General features: G+C 37.9%; 19 protein-coding genes. 8 read left to right on the top strand and 11 right to left on the bottom strand.

Annotated elements, in window-relative coordinates; translation table 11 throughout:
- Positions 1–87: 87 nt before the first annotated feature.
- Positions 88–1,749 carry an asparagine synthase B gene (gene asnB / locus BMW39_RS13580; RefSeq protein ID WP_034972779.1) on the bottom strand — a complete coding sequence of 554 codons (1,662 nt, stop codon included), beginning with the start codon at positions 1,747–1,749 and terminating at the stop codon, positions 88–90.
- 526 nt (positions 1,750–2,275) lie between these two features.
- Here asnB and BMW39_RS13575 point away from each other — a divergent pair.
- The 8 genes from BMW39_RS13575 to coaE all read left to right on the top strand — a co-directional run bounded on the left by BMW39_RS13575 (position 2,276) and on the right by coaE (position 9,490).
- On the top strand, positions 2,276–3,562 hold the full coding sequence (locus BMW39_RS13575; protein ID WP_034972777.1) for an adenylosuccinate synthase: 1,287 nt from the start codon (positions 2,276–2,278) through the stop codon (positions 3,560–3,562).
- A 142-nt stretch (positions 3,563–3,704) separates the two neighbouring features.
- Positions 3,705–4,259 carry a YMGG-like glycine zipper-containing protein gene (locus BMW39_RS13570; protein ID WP_034972775.1) on the top strand — a complete coding sequence of 185 codons (555 nt, stop codon included), beginning with the start codon at positions 3,705–3,707 and terminating at the stop codon, positions 4,257–4,259.
- A gap of 58 nt (positions 4,260–4,317) precedes the next feature.
- Entirely contained in the window at positions 4,318–5,925 is a 1,608-nt protein-coding gene (locus BMW39_RS13560) for an LIC_10190 family membrane protein (RefSeq protein WP_131474262.1), read from the top strand.
- A gap of 92 nt (positions 5,926–6,017) precedes the next feature.
- A complete protein-coding gene (gene ruvB / locus BMW39_RS13555; protein ID WP_034972773.1) occupies positions 6,018–7,040 on the top strand; it encodes a Holliday junction branch migration DNA helicase RuvB in 1,023 nt (340 codons plus the stop codon).
- Between the two features lie 10 nt (positions 7,041–7,050).
- Complete coding sequence (locus BMW39_RS13550) at positions 7,051–7,347, top strand: hypothetical protein (protein WP_034972771.1); 297 nt, start codon at positions 7,051–7,053, stop codon at positions 7,345–7,347.
- Between the two features lie 5 nt (positions 7,348–7,352).
- Complete coding sequence (locus tag BMW39_RS13545; protein ID WP_034972769.1) at positions 7,353–7,964, top strand: FMN-binding negative transcriptional regulator; 612 nt, start codon at positions 7,353–7,355, stop codon at positions 7,962–7,964.
- Positions 7,965–7,992: 28 nt separating this feature from the next.
- Positions 7,993–8,859, top strand: a complete 867-nt coding sequence (locus BMW39_RS13540; protein WP_034972767.1) for an MBL fold metallo-hydrolase — start codon at positions 7,993–7,995, stop codon at positions 8,857–8,859.
- A 7-nt stretch (positions 8,860–8,866) separates the two neighbouring features.
- Positions 8,867–9,490: a dephospho-CoA kinase gene (coaE, locus tag BMW39_RS13535; protein WP_051879772.1), complete on the top strand. Its 624-nt coding sequence runs from the start codon at positions 8,867–8,869 to the stop codon at positions 9,488–9,490.
- Between the two features lie 70 nt (positions 9,491–9,560).
- Here coaE and BMW39_RS13530 read toward each other — a convergent pair whose 3' ends face one another.
- The 10 genes from BMW39_RS13530 to BMW39_RS13485 form a co-directional block, all read right to left on the bottom strand.
- The gene (locus BMW39_RS13530; protein WP_034972765.1) at positions 9,561–12,488 is read right to left on the bottom strand and encodes a zinc-dependent metalloprotease; all 2,928 of its coding nucleotides are present in this window, start codon (positions 12,486–12,488) and stop codon (positions 9,561–9,563) included.
- A gap of 123 nt (positions 12,489–12,611) precedes the next feature.
- Positions 12,612–12,863, bottom strand: a complete 252-nt coding sequence (locus BMW39_RS13525; protein ID WP_034966230.1) for a GlsB/YeaQ/YmgE family stress response membrane protein — start codon at positions 12,861–12,863, stop codon at positions 12,612–12,614.
- Between the two features lie 35 nt (positions 12,864–12,898).
- Positions 12,899–13,852, bottom strand: coding sequence for a signal recognition particle-docking protein FtsY (ftsY, locus tag BMW39_RS13520; protein WP_034972764.1), 954 nt, complete (start codon positions 13,850–13,852; stop codon positions 12,899–12,901).
- 111 nt (positions 13,853–13,963) lie between these two features.
- A complete protein-coding gene (locus tag BMW39_RS13515; protein ID WP_064506456.1) occupies positions 13,964–14,119 on the bottom strand; it encodes a DUF4295 family protein in 156 nt (51 codons plus the stop codon).
- Between the two features lie 19 nt (positions 14,120–14,138).
- Entirely contained in the window at positions 14,139–14,321 is a 183-nt protein-coding gene (gene rpmG / locus BMW39_RS13510) for a 50S ribosomal protein L33 (protein ID WP_028123137.1), read from the bottom strand.
- Complete coding sequence (rpmB, locus tag BMW39_RS13505; protein WP_028123136.1) at positions 14,321–14,569, bottom strand: 50S ribosomal protein L28; 249 nt, start codon at positions 14,567–14,569, stop codon at positions 14,321–14,323. Before rpmB ends, rpmG begins: the two co-directional genes overlap by 1 nt.
- Positions 14,570–14,727: 158 nt before the next feature.
- Positions 14,728–15,078, bottom strand: a complete 351-nt coding sequence (locus BMW39_RS13500; RefSeq protein ID WP_034972763.1) for an arsenate reductase family protein — start codon at positions 15,076–15,078, stop codon at positions 14,728–14,730.
- A gap of 76 nt (positions 15,079–15,154) precedes the next feature.
- Positions 15,155–15,769 (bottom strand): deoxynucleoside kinase, encoded by a 615-nt coding sequence (locus BMW39_RS13495; protein WP_034966236.1) that lies wholly within the window; start codon positions 15,767–15,769, stop codon positions 15,155–15,157.
- A gap of 89 nt (positions 15,770–15,858) precedes the next feature.
- Positions 15,859–16,665 carry a hypothetical protein gene (locus BMW39_RS13490; RefSeq protein WP_051879771.1) on the bottom strand — a complete coding sequence of 269 codons (807 nt, stop codon included), beginning with the start codon at positions 16,663–16,665 and terminating at the stop codon, positions 15,859–15,861.
- The gene (locus tag BMW39_RS13485; protein ID WP_034972762.1) at positions 16,649–17,221 is read right to left on the bottom strand and encodes a DUF6759 domain-containing protein; all 573 of its coding nucleotides are present in this window, start codon (positions 17,219–17,221) and stop codon (positions 16,649–16,651) included. Before BMW39_RS13485 ends, BMW39_RS13490 begins: the two co-directional genes overlap by 17 nt.
- Positions 17,222–17,384 lie beyond the last annotated feature (163 nt).

The following is a 17,384-nucleotide window of genomic DNA, read 5'->3' as shown; positions in this document are numbered from 1 at the left end:
TCTTTGTCATATGATATGAATAAAAAACCACAAGTTTAGACTTGTGGTTTTTCGTTGTAGTTAGTTTATGTTAGTTTTAATAAATTCTTAATAAGCAGTCTCATGCACTTTCACCGCTCTTCCGCTTGGGTCATTCATTTTCTTGAAAGCTTCATCCCATTCCAAGGCTACTGGTGTAGAACAAGCGACGGATGGAACAGAAGGAACACAACTTGCGGCAGAGTCACTTGGAAAATGACTTTCGAAGATGGTTCTGTATCTGTATTCTTCCTTGCTCATCGGCACATTGATCGGGAATCTGTGTCTTGCATTCGCCATCATTTCGTCCGTCACTTCATCTTCTGCCACCTGTTTCAAAGTATCGATCCAAGAGTAGCCAACGCCATCGCTGAACTGCTCTTTCTGTCTCCAGGCAATGCTCTCCGGCAATAAGTCTTCGAAAGCTTTTCTTAGAACCCATTTTTCCATTCTCTCCGGCGTGATCATTTTATCTTTTGGATTGATGGTCATCGCAATGTCCATAAATTCTTTGTCTAGGAAAGGAACGCGACCTTCAATTCCCCAAGCCATCAGAGATTTGTTGGCTCTCAGGCAATCGTAAAGGTGAAGTTTTCCTAATTTTCTTACCGTTTCTTCATGGAAAGCCTGTGCAGATGGTGCTTTGTGGAAGTAGAGGTAACCTCCGAACAATTCGTCCGATCCTTCGCCCGAAAGTACCATTTTGATTCCCATCGATTTGATGACTCTTGCCAAAAGGTACATTGGCGTAGAAGCTCTGATCGTGGTTACATCATAAGTTTCCAAATGATAGATCACATCTTTTATAGCGTCCAGACCTTCTTGAACGGTGTATTTGATCTCGTGGTGGACCGAACCAATGTGGTCCGCCGCTTTTCGTGCAGCTGCCAGGTCCGGAGAGCCTTCTAGTCCAACTGCGAAACTGTGGAGTCTTGGATACCAGGCTTCCTGCGTGTCGCCACTTTCGATTCTTTGTCTTGCATATTTTGCGGTCACCGCTGCGATGATAGAAGAATCCAAACCACCTGAAAGTAAAACACCGTAAGGCACATCACTCATCAACTGTCTGTGAACAGCTTCCTCCAAGCCTTTTCTGATCGCTGCGATATCGGTTGCATTATCTTTCACATTGTCGAACTCTGTCCAGTCTCTTTTGTACCATTGCTGAAGTTCCTGTCCATCTTTGCTGTAAAGGAAATGTCCTGGTAGGAATTCTTCGATCTTGTTGCAAACGCCTTCAAGGGATTTCAGTTCAGAAGCGACGTAGAAACTTCCCTGCTTGTCCCAGCCCATGTAAAGTGGAACAATTCCCATATGATCTCTACCGATGAGGTAAGCGTCATTTTCTTCATCATACAGAGCGAAGGCAAAAATTCCATTTAGTTTTTCAAGGAAGTTTTTTCCGTCCCTTCTGTATAATGCTAGGATCACTTCACAGTCAGACTGCGTCAGGAACTCATAGTCAGGGAATTCTGATCTAAGTTCCTGATGATTGTATATTTCTCCGTTTACCGCCAATGCGACTTTGTTATCTTTGGTAAATAAAGGTTGTTTCCCAGATGTAGGATCCACGATTGCCAATCTCTCGTGAGAGAAGATGACCTTATCGTGCTGATAGATTCCAGACCAATCCGGACCTCTGTGTCTTATTTTTTTGGACATTTCCAAGATCTGAGGTCTTATGGCTTCGTTCTTTTGCTTGGTGTCAAACACACATACAATTCCACACATTGTTTATTTGTTTTTTTTGATTTTGATTAAAATTATATTACAAAAGTAAACTTGTTAATTCAAAAATGAAATTAAAATTACTTTAAAATTAAATAAAACGAATTAATAAATTATAATTGATTTATATTTTTCTCATTTTCGATAAAATAGGATGAATATTCTTTATTTTTTTTAAGAATGACATGCTGTTTAACGTTTTCTGATTTCTGTTTAATTAAAATTATAATTTGGAATTTTTAATTTAAATATTTTCATTAAAAGACTTTTAATTATTAAAAATATCAATCATTAAAAATAAAGTTTACTTTTTATTAGGATTACTTATAAAAAAAAGTACGATTTTTGCACCGAAAATTGTATTGTAAATGTGGAGTAAGCAATTACTTCAAAATGCATTTATAATTTTTTTCATCATTTGTGTTTTTGCCCTCTTATTTTCATTAGTAAGAGGGTTTTTTGTGCAATCGATTTTGCCAGCCGATATTTAAGATTTAACTTTGTCAATAATCTAAAAAAAGTAAAAAATATGTCAACTTACGTAGTTGTAGGTCTTCAGTACGGGGACGAAGGAAAAGGAAAGATCACGGACGTTCTATCGGCGAAATCCGATTATGTCGTTCGTTTCCAAGGCGGCGACAATGCTGGTCACACGGTTTATGTGGGCGATGAGAAATTCGTGTTGCACCTTCTACCTTCCGGTGTTCTTCAGTGCAAAGGGAAATGTATCATTGCCAATGGCGTGGTGGTAAACCCAAAAGCTTTTCTAAAAGAAATAGGACAGATCGAGGCCAAAGGTCTTAAAACAGACCACGTTTTCATCAGCAGACGCGCGCATGTGATCATGCCTTATCACATTTTGTTGGATACTTATAGAGAAGAAGAGCAAGAGGGAACCCATATTGGTACGACCAAAAAAGGGATCGGACCTTGCTATGAAGATAAAATTGCGAGAGTTGGTATTAGAATGATCGACCTTCTGAATCCGGAAGTTTTGGCAGAGAAGATCAGAAAAAATCTAAAAATAAAGAATTCCCTTTTCGAAAAATATTTCGAGAAGCCAACCTTGGAGTTTGATGAGATCTACAATGAGTTTTTAGCTTTAGGAGAGCAATTGAAAGATAGAATTGTAGATACAGAAGTAGAACTGAACCAAGCGATCCACGACGGAAAAAACATTTTGTTCGAAGGGGCGCAAGCTGCAATGTTGGATATTGATTTCGGAACTTATCCATACGTCACTTCATCATCGCCTACCACTGGTGGTGTTTGTTCTGGTGCGGGAGTTCCGCCAACAAGTCTTCAAAATCTGATCGGTGTGGCAAAAGCTTACACCACTAGAGTTGGAGAGGGGCCATTTCCTACAGAATTGGATAATGAATTGGGTGAGAAAATTCGTCAAATTGGATTCGAATTCGGTGCAACCACTGGACGACCAAGAAGAACAGGCTGGCTGGATCTGGTTTCATTGAAACACGCGACGATGATCAATGGGATCAATAATTTGGTGATCACCAAGTTGGATGTTTTGTCCGGGATCTCGCCTTTGAAAATTGCTACACAATATAAGACAGAAGACGGGAAGATCATCGATTACTTCACATCTTCGACTACCAAATTGTACGATTACGAACCTCAGTATGTAGAATTGGAAGGTTGGGACGAAGATATTACCAATGCGAGAACTTACGACGAACTTCCTGTCAATGCTAAGAAGTATATCGAGTTCATCGAGGAGCATTTGGGAATCAACGTTTATTTGGTTTCTGTTGGGCCAGAGCGTTCTCAGAATATCATCAGAAAAGAACTTTTCTAAAAAAGTAAAATATATTTTAAAAGCTTTCTCATCAAGGGAAAGCTTTTTTGCTTTAACAAACTTTAACAACGATTTTATTTTTTGGAATAATAATTGAAAAGACTATGTCAACAATTCACTATTTGTGAAAAAATGAATGGTTATGAAAAAATTATTTTTAACAGGATTTGCAGCAACATTGATCTTGACCTCTTGCAACAAAGACGAAAAGATACAAACTGCATCCTTGGAACAGCAGAAATTGGATTATCAAGCGAGGCAGATCGACCTTGAGAAACAAAAATTAGCGATAGAAAAGGAAAAAATAACTTTCGAGAGACAAAAAGATAGTCTTAATAAAGTAACAGCAGAGAAAGAAGCGGAGAGAAAAGCAGCAAACCAACGGGTTGCTTCTAGAAAGTCTTCGACATCCAGAGGCTCATCATCCGGTAGTTCTGGAGGTGGTTCATCTTCTGGTTCAACAGCTTCCAATTCTGGATCAAGTTCTGCGGGAACAACAACCGCAACTAAGAAAAAAGGATGGAGTAGTGCTGCGAAAGGTACTGTGATCGGTACAGTTGGTGGAGCTGCGGCAGGGGCCATTATTTCTAAGAAAAATCCAGGTCTTGGTGCCGTGATTGGTGGTGTTGCCGGTGGTGCAACGGGTTACACGATCGGTAGAGCCAATGACAGAAAAACTGGCCGAGTTCAGAAGTAAATTTTCTTCATATATACTTTAAACAGAAAGATTGCTTATTTTTAAGCAATCTTTTTTTATGATTTTAATTTTCCTCACAGTGTTGATGTTGCTTATGGTCAATTTCGGAAACGGAATGATCATCAGGAATCTGCTCAAAATTGAGACTCGGAGTTTCGTTCTGACCTCATTTTTGGGAATGATCAGCATTGCGCTTTTAGAAACTGTTTTTGCCTTCTTTTTTCCGCTGAATTCTTCGGTTGAGATTCTATTTATTTTTATAGGATTATTAGGAACAGTTCTGTTTTTCATGACAAAAGAAAAATCAAGATTAAAGATCAATACCAATTTTTGGTTTTACTTTTTCGGCTTCATCATTATTTTTGCCAGTTCATTTTCACCGTATTTGTACGACCATTACAGCTATTATCTCCCGACCATCTCTTATTTGAAGGAGTTAGGTTTTGTAAAAGGAATTTCAAATTTTGATTTGTTGTTAGGTCAGACTTCCTTTTGGCATATTTATCAGGCCGGATTTTCACATTTTGCAGATCTATATTTGAAAATAAATTCGTACTTGGCCGTTTTATTTTTGATTTATATTTACGAGCGAAAACAATATTTTCTGTTGGTTTTTCTACCTATGTTTTTATTGTTCGTTCAGCAGCCGAGTCCAGATCTGCCGATTGTAATCATCACTCTAATTGTCATTAATGAATTGATGAATGCTCGAGAAAATTCAATCCTACTTTATCTATCATTGTTTGCAGTCTGCATCAAGCCGATTGTTTTCTGGTTGCCACTTTTTGTGATTTTAAATCAGATCGATCAGAGAAAATTTGATTTTAAAACTATAATTCCAGTTTTTGTTTTTGGGATTTTATTGATGATGAAAAATCTTTGGCTCTTTGGATTTCCTATTTTTCCTGCTGCACTGGTTGATTTTGATTTACCGTGGAAACCAAGCCAAGAGATTCTTAACTATTCGTCTCAAATCGGTCTGATGAAATCTTATGATATGAAGTATTCTTACCAGCAAGTGATGGGATTTGATTTAATGGATAGTGTTTATCATTGGTTTACAATTGGTTACAAATCGATATTGAATATCGGTGTGATTGTTTCGTTATCGATTGTCGGATTTTTTGCATGGAGAAGAAAGAGTCGCTTTTACTATTTATTATTGATCTGTTTAATTATAAAATCGATTTTTATCATTTCATTTTCAGCGCAATATCGATTTTTTATTGATGTTTATGTGATTGCCTTATTTTTACTCGTTAAGGATTTTTCAGAGGAGAAATCGGTCTTCACGGCGGTTTTTCTTTCCATTTTTATTTTGGTAGTTTTTACATTTCCTGTCTTTGTGCAACAGTTCAATATGGGGAAGAGAATGTCGGATTTTAGTTTTTCCCAACTTTACAGACCAAAAGAATTGAAAACAACTCATACAAATAAGGAATTTAGGATTGGAAATTTCAGCTTCAAAGTTTCTAAGAGTTTTAGTGGCGAAGCAACTTTTCCAACGGTCAATATCTATAATTTAAGGCTTTACGATTACTACGGCATTTTCCCGCAATATTTAGGGACAAATCTTCATCAAGGTATTTTTCAAAGAAAACTTTCTGTTGAAGAGAAGATCCAATTGAAAAAAATCATCGCCGAAACCGAGAAACTCAAACATTGAGTCCTTTAATTTTTCGTTATCTTTGACTCTCAACTTTAAATCTAAAATTAAGCTTGACTTAATTTTTTATTCTTAATTATTAATTGATCACAATGCCCGATTTTTTACATCCCGATAAGGAAAATTATTCCAATGACGATTTGATTCAGGAGGAAAAAATCCGTCCGCAGAGTTTCAATGATTTTGCAGGACAAAGAAAAACCTTGGATAATCTGGAAGTTTTCGTTGCTGCTGCGAAGAATCGTGGTGGCGCTTTGGATCACGTCCTTTTGCACGGCCCGCCAGGTCTGGGAAAAACGACTTTGGCAAACATCATTGCGAATGAATTGGGTGTTGGTTGCAAGATCACATCAGGTCCTGTTCTGGACAAACCCGGAAGTTTAGCGGGATTATTGACCAATCTTGAGGAAAATGATGTCCTTTTCATCGATGAGATCCACCGACTTTCTCCGATTGTTGAGGAGTATTTATATTCCGCGATGGAAGATTACAAGATCGACATCATGTTGGAAACGGGACCAAACGCACGTTCTGTGCAAATCGGACTCAATCCTTTCACATTGGTCGGTGCCACAACTCGTTCCGGAATGTTGACCAAACCGATGCTCGCCAGATTCGGGATTCAAAGCCGACTGGAATATTACACCATTGAACTTCTTGGAATGATCATCGAAAGAAGCGCAAGAGTTTTAGGAATCAAAATATACGAAGACGCCGCACTAGAAATCGCACGAAGAAGTCGAGGAACACCCAGGATTGCGAATGCACTTTTGAGAAGAGTTCGTGACTTTGCCGAAATCAAAGGAAACGGTGAAATAGAAATTGAAATCACAAAATACGCACTTAATTCCCTGAACGTGGATGAGTTTGGACTTGATGACATGGACAATAAGATCATGCGTGTGATGATTGAGAATTTCCGTGGGAAACCAGTTGGGATTTCTGCTTTGGCAACATCTATTGGGGAAAATCCGGAAACTTTGGAAGAAGTTTATGAGCCGTTTTTGATACAGGAAGGTTTTATTATCCGAACGCCACGAGGAAGGGAAGTAACGGAAAAGGCTTATAAGCATTTGAATATTGCTATTCCTAGGAGACCAGATCAATTGTTTTGATAGACAAACCATGGGACATAAACTTGTTTGTTTTAATTGTAGAATTTCAAAAAATTTAAGTTTAGATATTTCAACTTGGGAATCTAACAGTAAATTTTGTGTTAAATGTAATTCAGAATTAAAATTGCTTCCACACAGATTTAGACCACCAAGAAAAGATGATATTAAAAAATGGGACGTTGTTATTTTCTTATTTGAAAATGGGTTTAGATATGAACATATTTATGATGATGACTTAAATAGTTATGTGAAAATTCCAGAGAATATGGGAGATGCGATTGAATTCATAAATAAATATAAAGTTTAGTTTTAATGTTCATCCCAAAAATTTACAAATCCGAAGACCAAGAATTGATGAAAAAAATCATCAGTGAAAATGCTTTTGCGCTTTTGATCTCTGATAAAGAAAAATTGTCAGCAACACATTCGATGTTTTTGTTGAATGAAACTGATGGTGACTTTTATCTGGAAACGCATATTTCCAAAGCTAATTTTCAAGCTAAAGTTTTGAAAGATGGCGATGAGGTTCTGTGTGATTTTCTGGGTGCTCATTCTTATATTTCTTCGTCGTGGTACGAGAAAACGAATGTTTCGACTTGGAATTATGAAGCCGTTCAAATTCGGGGAAGAGTTAAATTAATGACCGATGAAGAATTATATCGGCATTTGGAAAAGCTTACTTTTAAATATGAAAAAGTTCAGAAGTGTCCAATGTTTGTAGAGAATATGGGCGAAGACCTGGTAAGAAAAGAAATGAAAGGTGCTTTTGGGATCAATATCATTCCGACAGAAATTTTTATCGCCAATAAGCTAAGTCAAAACCGAAATGAATTTGATTTTGAAAATATTATTCTTAATTTAGGAGAATCAAACAATGAAAATTCTGTGAAAATCGGTGAAAAAATGAGACAGCTTCGTTCTTGATCTTTTCATTATTAATTATTATAAAACTATGAAACTATATCCAATCCAGTGCGGAAAATTCAAATTAGACGGTGGTGCTATGTTTGGCGTGGTCCCAAAAACACTTTGGGAAAAAACAAATCCAGCCGATGAAAAAAATCTGATCGAACTTGGAACGCGTTCTCTTCTTGTAGAAGATGGCAAAAAATTGATCCTTATCGATTGTGGACTTGGAGACAAACAGGACGAAAAGTTCTTCGGACATTATTCCCTTTGGGGCGATGATTCCTTAGACAAGAATTTGAAGAAATTCGGTTTTGTAAGAGATGATATTACGGATGTATTTTTGACACATCTTCATTTTGACCATTGCGGTGGCGCTGTGGAGTGGAATGATGATCGATCTGGTTACAGACCGGCGTTTAAAAATGCACACTTTTGGACGAATGAAAACCATTGGCAATGGGCAACCGAACCAAACCCAAGAGAAAAAGCAAGTTTCCTGAAAGAAAACATTCTGCCGATGCAGGAAAGTGGACAACTTAACTTTTTACCTTTACCAAAAACAGGCAATTACGGATTTGCTCCAGACCTTAAAATGGATGTGATCTTCGTGGATGGGCATACGGAAAAACAAATGCTTCCGGTTTTGCAATATCAGGAAAAGACCATTGTTTTCGCAGCTGATCTGATCCCGACCGCTGGTCATATTCCACAGGTTTATGTGATGGGTTACGATACAAGACCAATGCTGACAATGGAAGAAAAAGGAAAATTCTTGAAACAATGTGTAGATAATGACTACCTTTTGTTTTTCGAACATGACGCCCACAATGAATTGGCAAGTTTGAAGATGACAGAAAGAGGCGTGAAGCTGGATCAGACCTTTAGCTTTAATGAAGTTTTTGGATATTAATTAGAATATGGAAATACAAGATATAAATCAAAATCAGGAGGATGTTCCTCCTCCCAGGATCATTGGGTTAACGGGCGGAATTGGCTCAGGGAAGACCTCGGTTGCAAAATTATTGGAGCAGAAAGGTTTCCCGGTTTACTATTCAGATGATCAGGCAAAGAATATTGTCAACATCGATCCTGAATTGAAAGAAAAGATCATTTCACTTTTAGGACGTGAGTCTTATTTGGATGGCGTTTACAACAGAAAATATGTTGCTGAGAAAGTTTTCAATGATGCCGATTTGTTAGAACAACTGAATCATTTGATACATCCAGCAGTAAGAATCGATTTTGAAAAATGGGTGGCTGCCCAGACCTCAGAATTTGTTTTCAAAGAAACAGCTTTGCTATTTGAACTGAAACTGAATGAGCAATGTTATAAGTCGCTCCTGGTGACCGCCGACGATAATCTTCGGATCAAGAGAACGATGGATCGTGACAATAAGACTTACAGAGAAATCGAGACGATAATGCAAAATCAAATGCCGGAAAAGGATAAAATGAAACTGGCCAATTACATCATCTACAACAATTCTGATAGAAATAATTTGGAGTCTGAAACTGATATTTTTATCGCAGAACTTAATTGATTTTAATATTAAAAAACAAAAATCCCCGAAATTAACTTTCGGGGATTTCTTATTTATGTGAGATCTGATCTTAATTCTTGATGAATTTGGTTTGAGATTTCTCACCGTTAGATTCTACTGTTAAGATGTAAACACCTTTGGTCAGTTTAGAAACATTTACTTTTCCGTCAGTAGTTCCTTGGTTTACCAATTGACCACCTACGTTATATATTTCAAACTTAGTCTTGGAAGAAACATTAGAGATATTGATCACATCTACTGCTGGATTTGGATAAACGCTGATGTTGTTTTTCTTAACATCTGTCACCGCAAGAGATTCTGAGATCTTAACGCTGTAATCTTCAACTTCACCGTAAGTGAAAGCGTCACAAGGTCCAGTTGGAGCAGTGCTGTATCTTAAGATCACTCTCATTCCAACAGTTTTGTCGCCTATGTAAGCTGTCTCAGGAACAGTGAATGTCGCTGTAACTGTAGCAGTTGTACTTGGTGCACTTGTCATGACCTTTTCAGAAGCTTCGTAAGTCCCATTTCTGTTGAAATCGATCCAAACGGCAACAGCTTCACTATAGGTAGTTCCTGTCCAAGCTTTGGTAACTGCGATCGTGTTTCCAGTCGCACCTTTCACCAGTTGAACCAATTTTGTGCTGTCTGCACCGAAGTTGGTGTAAGTACTAGCACCAGAAGTATTTGTCATCACAGTTCCACCGCTAGCTGGCGTTACTACAACCTTAGAGATGTATTCATCTCCAGCATCAGAAGAAGAAACTGTACAATAAGAAAGTCCTAATGTTTTGAAGGTCTGTGCAGCATATGATCCTGTAGTTCCAGTACATACGGAAGCTACTTCTACATTGTAGTTGGTATCTTCTTCTAGTTGAGTTAGCGTGTAAGTGTTGGTCGTGATATTGTTAACTGTTGTCCAAGTTGCATCGGCCACTTTTTTATATCTTAAAGAATATGTAGCGTTTGCAATAGCATCCCAATCAACTTTTGCACCTGTTTGTGTGATAGAAGACGTTGCTAATCCTGCTGGAGCAGTTCCATCACAATTTACCATTGCGGAAACAGTGACTTTGCCAACTGCATAGAAAACGTTATCAATTGCTGAAACTCTGATGAGGATCTCAGAATTGGTAGCAAACGCTGCAAAGTCAAAACTTTCGGACCCATCATTTGGTGTTGATGCGGATAACACACTCCAATTTGCACCGTTATCTGTTGTGTAGTCTATTTTTACATTGGCTACATTATAAGGAGCTGCATTAGTTCCTACAACATCCCATGTAAAAGCGCCTGGAGCATTGTTATAAACTTTGGTAGAAGTCACCTTGAATGGTCCTTCGTTTCCTACAGTTATTTTCTGCGCACCGATTTGGGTCTGCTGTTGTGTGATGTCCTGATTGTTATCTCTCACCAAGACTCGGAAGTTCATTGTTCGGGCAACATTAGACACAGCTTCCCAATCTGTAGCACTAGATAGATTTCCATTCAGCACATTGCTCAACTTAGGGAAATAGCGATAAGGTAGAGCGGAACCAGTTAATGACCTGAATTTTGCACCGGTCGTATTGTTACCAGTTACTGTGGTTACAGGGCTTGTGGCAGTGTCATACTGTTCCCAAGTGTAAGTGATGGCGTCATTTTCCGCATCTGTTGCCGCTGCTGTTAAAACAAACGCTGTCCCTTTGGGAATGGTTTTGTCAGCCATTGCAGTGATGGACGGCGGATTGTTTGTAATTGGGGTCTGTACGCCGCAAGACTGTGTATTGACATAGGCCTGAGCCTGCTCTATACTTTTTACATGAAAATAGGCGTCAGAATGTGGTTGTACATCGGCACTAGTAATTCCCGCATATCCCATAATTGTGGATCCCGAACCTGGTTCCATGTGTGCATCTACGCCAGCATGAAGTCCGTGCGAGAAAGTATGGTGCGCTCCAAACTGGTGTCCCATTTCGTGAGCTACGTAATCGATGTCAAAATTGTCACCTTCGGGTGTTCCGCCTGATCCTGGAGAAGTGAAGGCCGCTCCCTTGGAAGTGTCGTCACTGTTGTTGGCAGGATTTCGGCAAACATTACCTACGTCTCCAGCGCTACCGCCACCACCAGATCTTCCAAAAAGATGGCCGATATCATAAGCCGCATTTCCTATTGTAGAAGTGAGGGTTTGTTGAAGTTCCAAGCTCCATGCGCCTCCTGCTCCTGTAGAAGCAACTGAGTACGGGTCTGTAGATGCATTGGAATAGATCAATTGCGGGAAATTCTGAACATTCAAGTGTATTGCAAAATCTCTTTCGAAGATACCGTTCACTCTCGTCATCGTAGCATTGATAGCTGATAGCGCTTGATCCACACCACCGAAGTAAGTTGTGTATTCTCCAGTAACGGATATGGCTAAGCGATAAGTTCTATATTTTTTATCACTGGCCTTGTTGAAGTCGGTCTGATCGTGTGTAAAGTCAGTCGAGTTTTTTAAGTTGGATATTTGTTTTTTACTAAGGATAGGTTCGGTGGACTTGCACTCAAATGCATTGTCTCCAGATGCCTTGTTTGTTTTTGGTAGCACACCATACACCGTTCTTTCCTTGTTTACTGGCTCGATAAACTCATACTGTCCGTTGCGGAACATCATAGCCTGCAGGTCATACGGAGAGATACTAAATCTAACGGAGACTCTTTTGTCATCAACTTTGTATCCGGTGTAAGATCCCAAATGATACTTGTCTGCCAGTTCTTTTTCAACAACTGGTAGGCTATAGACAACAAATTTTTCAATTTTCCCATCCAGCGTTGGAAGGTTGATAATGACAGGTTTGCTGCTTTTTCCTGTTGGTTGAGCTTGAGAAAGTTGTGTTCTGATCTGATCAATATCTAAAGAATAGAAATTGCTAGCTCTGGTTTGTCGTAATTTCTCTCCCTTCATGGACGTCGGATTCCACTGCGCAAATGCACCTGTGATCATACCCAATGAAAGAAAAGTGGTAAAGATTTTCTTCATACTTTAATTTAATTTTAAATCAAATATAGAAGTTTTCTTTGAATAAAATAAAAAAATGCGTCATAAAAAATGACGCATTTATAAATATAACCCTTTATTCTTGTAAATTACTTAGAAAGTAAGTTATTTGTTCGTGACCATCCTGTATAAAAATAGCAGAAGAACAGATCCTCCAATTGCTACCAAGAAACTGGAAAAGTTGAAACCTGATACATCTACGCCTAAAAGCATAGAACCTAACCAGCCTCCAAGCATAGCTCCTAAAATACCAATAATGATTGTAACTACCCAACCGCCAGGATCATTTCCTGGGTGGATTGCCTTTGCGATTGCTCCGGCGATAAGACCGAAAATAATCCAAGTTAAAATACCCATAGTTTAAATTTTTTAATGTTAATAGTGAAATTTGTTTATCTCTTTCTAAAGAATGAGTTTACAAATTCCATACCATTAAAAATTTGAAGATCCTGCATTTTTTCGCCTACGCCAATATATTTTACAGGAATTTGGAATTGATCGGAAATCCCGATCACAACACCACCTTTCGCTGTTCCGTCTAACTTTGTAACAGCCAGTGCGGTAACTTCTGTTGCGGCAGTAAATTGTTTTGCTTGTTCAAATGCATTTTGACCAGTCGAGCCATCCAGGACCAATAAAACTTCGTGTGGAGCATCAGGTAAAACTTTTTGCATCACACGTTTTATTTTCGAAAGTTCGTTCATCAGGTTCACTTTGTTGTGAAGTCTTCCTGCAGTATCAATGATCACCACGTCCGCATCCTGAGCAACCGCGGATTGTACGGTATCAAATGCCACAGAAGCAGGATCGGATCCCATTTCCTGTTTCACGATTGGAACACCAACGCGCTCGCTCCAGATGACCAACTGGTCTACCGCTGCTGCACGGAAAGTATCCGCTGCGCCCAAAACCACTTTCAGGCCTTGAGATTTGAATTGATGAGCTAGTTTCCCGATTGTCGTCGTCTTCCCAACACCATTGACGCCAACAACCATAATGACGTATGGCTTTTTGCTTATATCAATATTATCGGTGTCAAGATGTGGATTGTCTAATAATAGCCCAGAGATTTCTTCTTTAAGAATTTCGTCGAGTTCGCTTACATTCACATATTTGTCTCTTGCAACGCGTTCCTCGATTCTTTTGATGATTTTGATGGTCGTTTCTGCGCCAACGTCGGAAGCGATGAGAACTTCTTCCAAATTGTCAAGGACTTCATCATCGACTGTGTTTTTGCCGACAACGGCTCTGGATATTTTATCAAAAAAACCTTGGCTGGATTTTTCCAATCCCTTGTCAAGTGTTTCTTTATCTTCTTTTTTGAATATTTTTTTAAACCAACTCATTTGATATATAAATGATTAATGATGATCGATAAATGATTTTACCGGAAACAAATATAACAAAAAAACTACCCTTAAAAAGAGTAGTTTTCTATATTGTATCCGGTTGAGAGATTATTTTTTAAGATAAGCTTCAACTTCGTCAGCGTTCATTACTTTTTCTTCAAAAACGTAAGCTTCAGATTTAGAAGACTTCACCATTTTGATAACTTTGGTCATTTTTTTTGATCCAGCACCACCTTGAAGCGTTGCTACTACTTTTTTTGCCATTGTAAAATATTTTTATAGATTACTTAATCTCTTTGTGAACAGTATATTTCTTAAGAACCGGATTGAATTTTTTAAGCTCCAATCTCTCTGTAGTGTTCTTTTTATTTTTTGTAGTAATGTATCTTGACATTCCTGCTACGCCGCTTTCTCTGTGCTCAGTACATTCTAGAATTACCTGAACTCTGTTACCTTTTTTAGCCATTACTTAGTAGTGTTTTTAATAAATCCATTTCTAGCTGCTCTTTCAAGCGCCTCCTCGATACCAATCTTATTGATAATTCTCAATCCGTGTGCAGAAACTTTCAGGGTTACTGATTTATCTTGCTCAGGAAGAAAAAATTTCTTCTCTAGTAAATTAATTTCAAAACGTCTTTTCGTTTTGTTATTAGCGTGGGAAACGTTGTTTCCTACCATTGCACGCTTACCTGTTATTTGGCAAATTCTTGACATATCTCGATGTTCTTTTGACTAATGAATATTTGAGAGTGCAAAATAAAGGATTATTTTCCGGATAGGCAAATTATTTTAAAAATAATTCATAAAAAAACGAACGTGAAATATTTGATAATTGATATTCCACGTTCGCTTCTTTGTATATACAGTGTAATTTAGTTTTCTATGAAGAATTTGACGTTTTCCAACGGATTTCCCGGCATTGCCACCTTTCCTTTGATCAGGATAGGACATTGTATCAATTCGGGATTTAAAGCAATCACTTCCAAGGCTTGCTCATCATTCACAGATTCGGAATCCGAGAAATATTTTTTGTAAAGTTCTTTGGAGTGTCTTAGCAACCTGCTTGGATTCTTGTTCAGTTTTTTGAAAAGTGTTCTCAACTCAAAAAGGCTGAGCGGATCTTTCTTGATATCAATGATCTGAAATTTGATATCATTCTCATCCAGATATTCCAAAATGGCTTTGGACTTCGGACAGCTGTTGTTGTGGATTACTTTGATCATAACAGTGATGCTTTAAATTAAAACTTTGGCGATTGTAACTTTCTGAGATCTGCTAAACTATTTCGCCAAAAATAATCTAAAACAAACCGTTCAACTCTGCATCAATTCTTTCTAATATGTACCCGAAATCTTCTGGTCTTTCTACAAAATCCAGATCATCAACATCGATTATAAGAAGTTTTCCTTCTTTATAATTCTCTATCCAGCTTTGGTATTTGTTGTTCAGTTTTGATAGGTAATCTATGCTGATCCCGGCTTCATATTCACGTCCTCTTTTGGAGATCTGTCTCACCAAAGTCGGAACATCTGCTCTCAGGTAGATTAGCAAATCCGGTGCCGAAACAAAGTCTTTCATCAGTGAAAAAACTGATAAATAATTGTTAAAATCGCGCTCGGAAAGGAGATTCATCTCAGCTAGATTTTCTGCAAAAATGTGGGCGTCTTCATAGATCGTTCTGTCCTGGATGACGTTTTTCCCACTCTCACGGATCTCTTTTACCTGTCGGAATCTGCTTCCCAAAAAGTAGATCTGAAGTGCAAAACTCCACTTTGACATATCGCCATAGAAATCGTCCAAATAAGGATTGTGGTCTACATCTTCAAATTGTGCTTCCCAATTGTAATGTTTTGATAACATTGTCGTAAGGGTTGTTTTTCCGGCTCCAATATTTCCTGTAACAGCGATATGCATTTCTAATTATAATTGATAGGTGATAATTGATGAATGATAATATTGATAAAAAGAAAGTGAAAAATCATTTATCGCTTATCGATTATCATTTATTTGGTGTAAAGATAAAGTTTGTCTTTTATGAGTGCCAAAAATCCTGCGTTATTTTTATCCACAATCTTTGCGCTTTCATTTTGGAAGATTTGAGTGAGGTCTTTGCCGTCAAATCTGCTTACGGTTTGGCTTCCGAATATCAAAATATCATTGTTGATCCTCCTGATCTTTCGGGCATTGGAAATGGGCGTCGAATAGAGTAGTGTAGCCTTTGTGCTGTAAACGTCGAACGTGTTTTCTCTTAGAATATAGATCCGATTGTTGTAGACCACGAAATCCTTCAGCGACTGAAGATTGATATTAAAAGGAAAAGAGCTGATCACAGAGGTGCTGCGAAAATTATATTGGATAAGGGTTTTGTTGCTTTCGTCTATCATCCACGCAAATTGAAGGTCTTCTGCATAAACGGCTTTGATGAAACCAAAATTCATACTCAGGTTGATCTTTTGGATCTCGTTCAGATTTTGGTCAAAGAATTTGATCTCCTGAGCATTTTCAGAGAACATCACAATGTTGAGCGGATTATTGACACTTTGGATCTTGTAGGGAAAGGTCAACATCAGTTTCCCAAGTTGATTTCCGAGCGAATCATATTTTGTGAAACTCAGATCTTTGTTCTTGTATAGATAGATGCTGCCATAATCGTCGCCGAACAATTCCTGCACATCTTTGGTATTCAAAGAATCCAAGCCTATTTTCTTCTGGGAAAAAAATAGGCTTGAACTTAATATTAATATGATCGATAAGAACTTCAATAATGCTGTGTTTCGATTGATTTGAGGAAATTTATTTTTTGCCACCATTCAGCGTGATGATGATATCTTTTGTGAATGATTTGTTTGTGTTGTACGCTGCATCGCAGATCGAGGTTGTCACTGCGTAGTTGCCTTTGTCTACTAAGATATAGTTTTGTCCATTGGCAGGAACCGTCAGGTTATAGAATTTTTTACCACTGATCTTTATCAAAAGAATACATTTGGATTTGTTCACAAACTGTACAATCGCTTCTTTTTTATTTGGATCGTTGTTGAAAAGGCTTGTCAGAACTGCAGCGGTGTTCTTTGCTTGTTCGGAAGGTTCTCCCTTTGTTGCTGTTGTTCCTACTTTAGACGTTTTTTCGATTTTCCTTTCGCTCATTTGGGTGATCGTAGGTTTTGCAACGGTTGATGAGGAGGAAGATGCAGCATATTTGAGACTCAGTGCTCTTTGTTTTAATTGAGGGACAGCGGGGTGGTTTGGATTGTTTTTGATAAAATTTTCAACAACAGCCCTGTCCGTCGTCTGCTTGGCCTCGAAAACGCTTTGTGAAAATACAGAGATCCCGATCGTGAAAAACAAAAGTAAAAATATCTTCTTCATTGTAAAATAAATATCTGATTGAATTTGAAACGTAAAAATAAATTAAATCTTGTGAAATGATTAAAAAATTTATGATAATTAAATAATTGCTTCGTCTATTAATATCAAAAAATAATATGGCGCTTCTATTTCATTAAGAATAATAATGTGCATTATTTTTTTA

This window comes from Epilithonimonas lactis, from assembly GCF_900110605.1.
Classification (GTDB): Bacteria; Bacteroidota; Bacteroidia; order Flavobacteriales; family Weeksellaceae; genus Epilithonimonas; species Epilithonimonas lactis.
The sequence above is the reverse complement of the archived record's forward strand: the minus strand, read 5'-3'. Positions and strand labels throughout refer to the sequence as shown.

What these genes read in the sequence shown, in the direction of transcription:
- BMW39_RS13495 (WP_034966236.1), bottom strand. Translation starts at nt 15,769, where the DNA reads ATGCATATCGCTGTTACAGGAAATATTGGAGCCGGAAAAACAACCCTT.
- rpmG (WP_028123137.1), bottom strand. Translation starts at nt 14,321, where the DNA reads ATGGCTAAAAAAGGTAACAGAGTTCAGGTAATTCTAGAATGTACTGAG.
- BMW39_RS13550 (WP_034972771.1), top strand. Translation starts at nt 7,051, where the DNA reads ATGGGACATAAACTTGTTTGTTTTAATTGTAGAATTTCAAAAAATTTA.
- ftsY (WP_034972764.1), bottom strand. Translation starts at nt 13,852, where the DNA reads ATGAGTTGGTTTAAAAAAATATTCAAAAAAGAAGATAAAGAAACACTT.
- BMW39_RS13515 (WP_064506456.1), bottom strand. Translation starts at nt 14,119, where the DNA reads ATGGCAAAAAAAGTAGTAGCAACGCTTCAAGGTGGTGCTGGATCAAAA.
- BMW39_RS13540 (WP_034972767.1), top strand. Translation starts at nt 7,993, where the DNA reads ATGAAACTATATCCAATCCAGTGCGGAAAATTCAAATTAGACGGTGGT.
- BMW39_RS13500 (WP_034972763.1), bottom strand. Translation starts at nt 15,078, where the DNA reads ATGATCAAAGTAATCCACAACAACAGCTGTCCGAAGTCCAAAGCCATT.
- BMW39_RS13490 (WP_051879771.1), bottom strand. Translation starts at nt 16,665, where the DNA reads ATGGTGGCAAAAAATAAATTTCCTCAAATCAATCGAAACACAGCATTA.
- BMW39_RS13530 (WP_034972765.1), bottom strand. Translation starts at nt 12,488, where the DNA reads ATGAAGAAAATCTTTACCACTTTTCTTTCATTGGGTATGATCACAGGT.
- asnB (WP_034972779.1), bottom strand. Translation starts at nt 1,749, where the DNA reads ATGTGTGGAATTGTATGTGTGTTTGACACCAAGCAAAAGAACGAAGCC.
- coaE (WP_051879772.1), top strand. Translation starts at nt 8,867, where the DNA reads ATGGAAATACAAGATATAAATCAAAATCAGGAGGATGTTCCTCCTCCC.
- BMW39_RS13575 (WP_034972777.1), top strand. Translation starts at nt 2,276, where the DNA reads ATGTCAACTTACGTAGTTGTAGGTCTTCAGTACGGGGACGAAGGAAAA.
- rpmB (WP_028123136.1), bottom strand. Translation starts at nt 14,569, where the DNA reads ATGTCAAGAATTTGCCAAATAACAGGTAAGCGTGCAATGGTAGGAAAC.
- BMW39_RS13545 (WP_034972769.1), top strand. Translation starts at nt 7,353, where the DNA reads ATGTTCATCCCAAAAATTTACAAATCCGAAGACCAAGAATTGATGAAA.
- BMW39_RS13485 (WP_034972762.1), bottom strand. Translation starts at nt 17,221, where the DNA reads ATGAAGAAGATATTTTTACTTTTGTTTTTCACGATCGGGATCTCTGTA.
- ruvB (WP_034972773.1), top strand. Translation starts at nt 6,018, where the DNA reads ATGCCCGATTTTTTACATCCCGATAAGGAAAATTATTCCAATGACGAT.
- BMW39_RS13560 (WP_131474262.1), top strand. Translation starts at nt 4,318, where the DNA reads ATGATTTTAATTTTCCTCACAGTGTTGATGTTGCTTATGGTCAATTTC.
- BMW39_RS13525 (WP_034966230.1), bottom strand. Translation starts at nt 12,863, where the DNA reads ATGGGTATTTTAACTTGGATTATTTTCGGTCTTATCGCCGGAGCAATC.
- BMW39_RS13570 (WP_034972775.1), top strand. Translation starts at nt 3,705, where the DNA reads ATGAAAAAATTATTTTTAACAGGATTTGCAGCAACATTGATCTTGACC.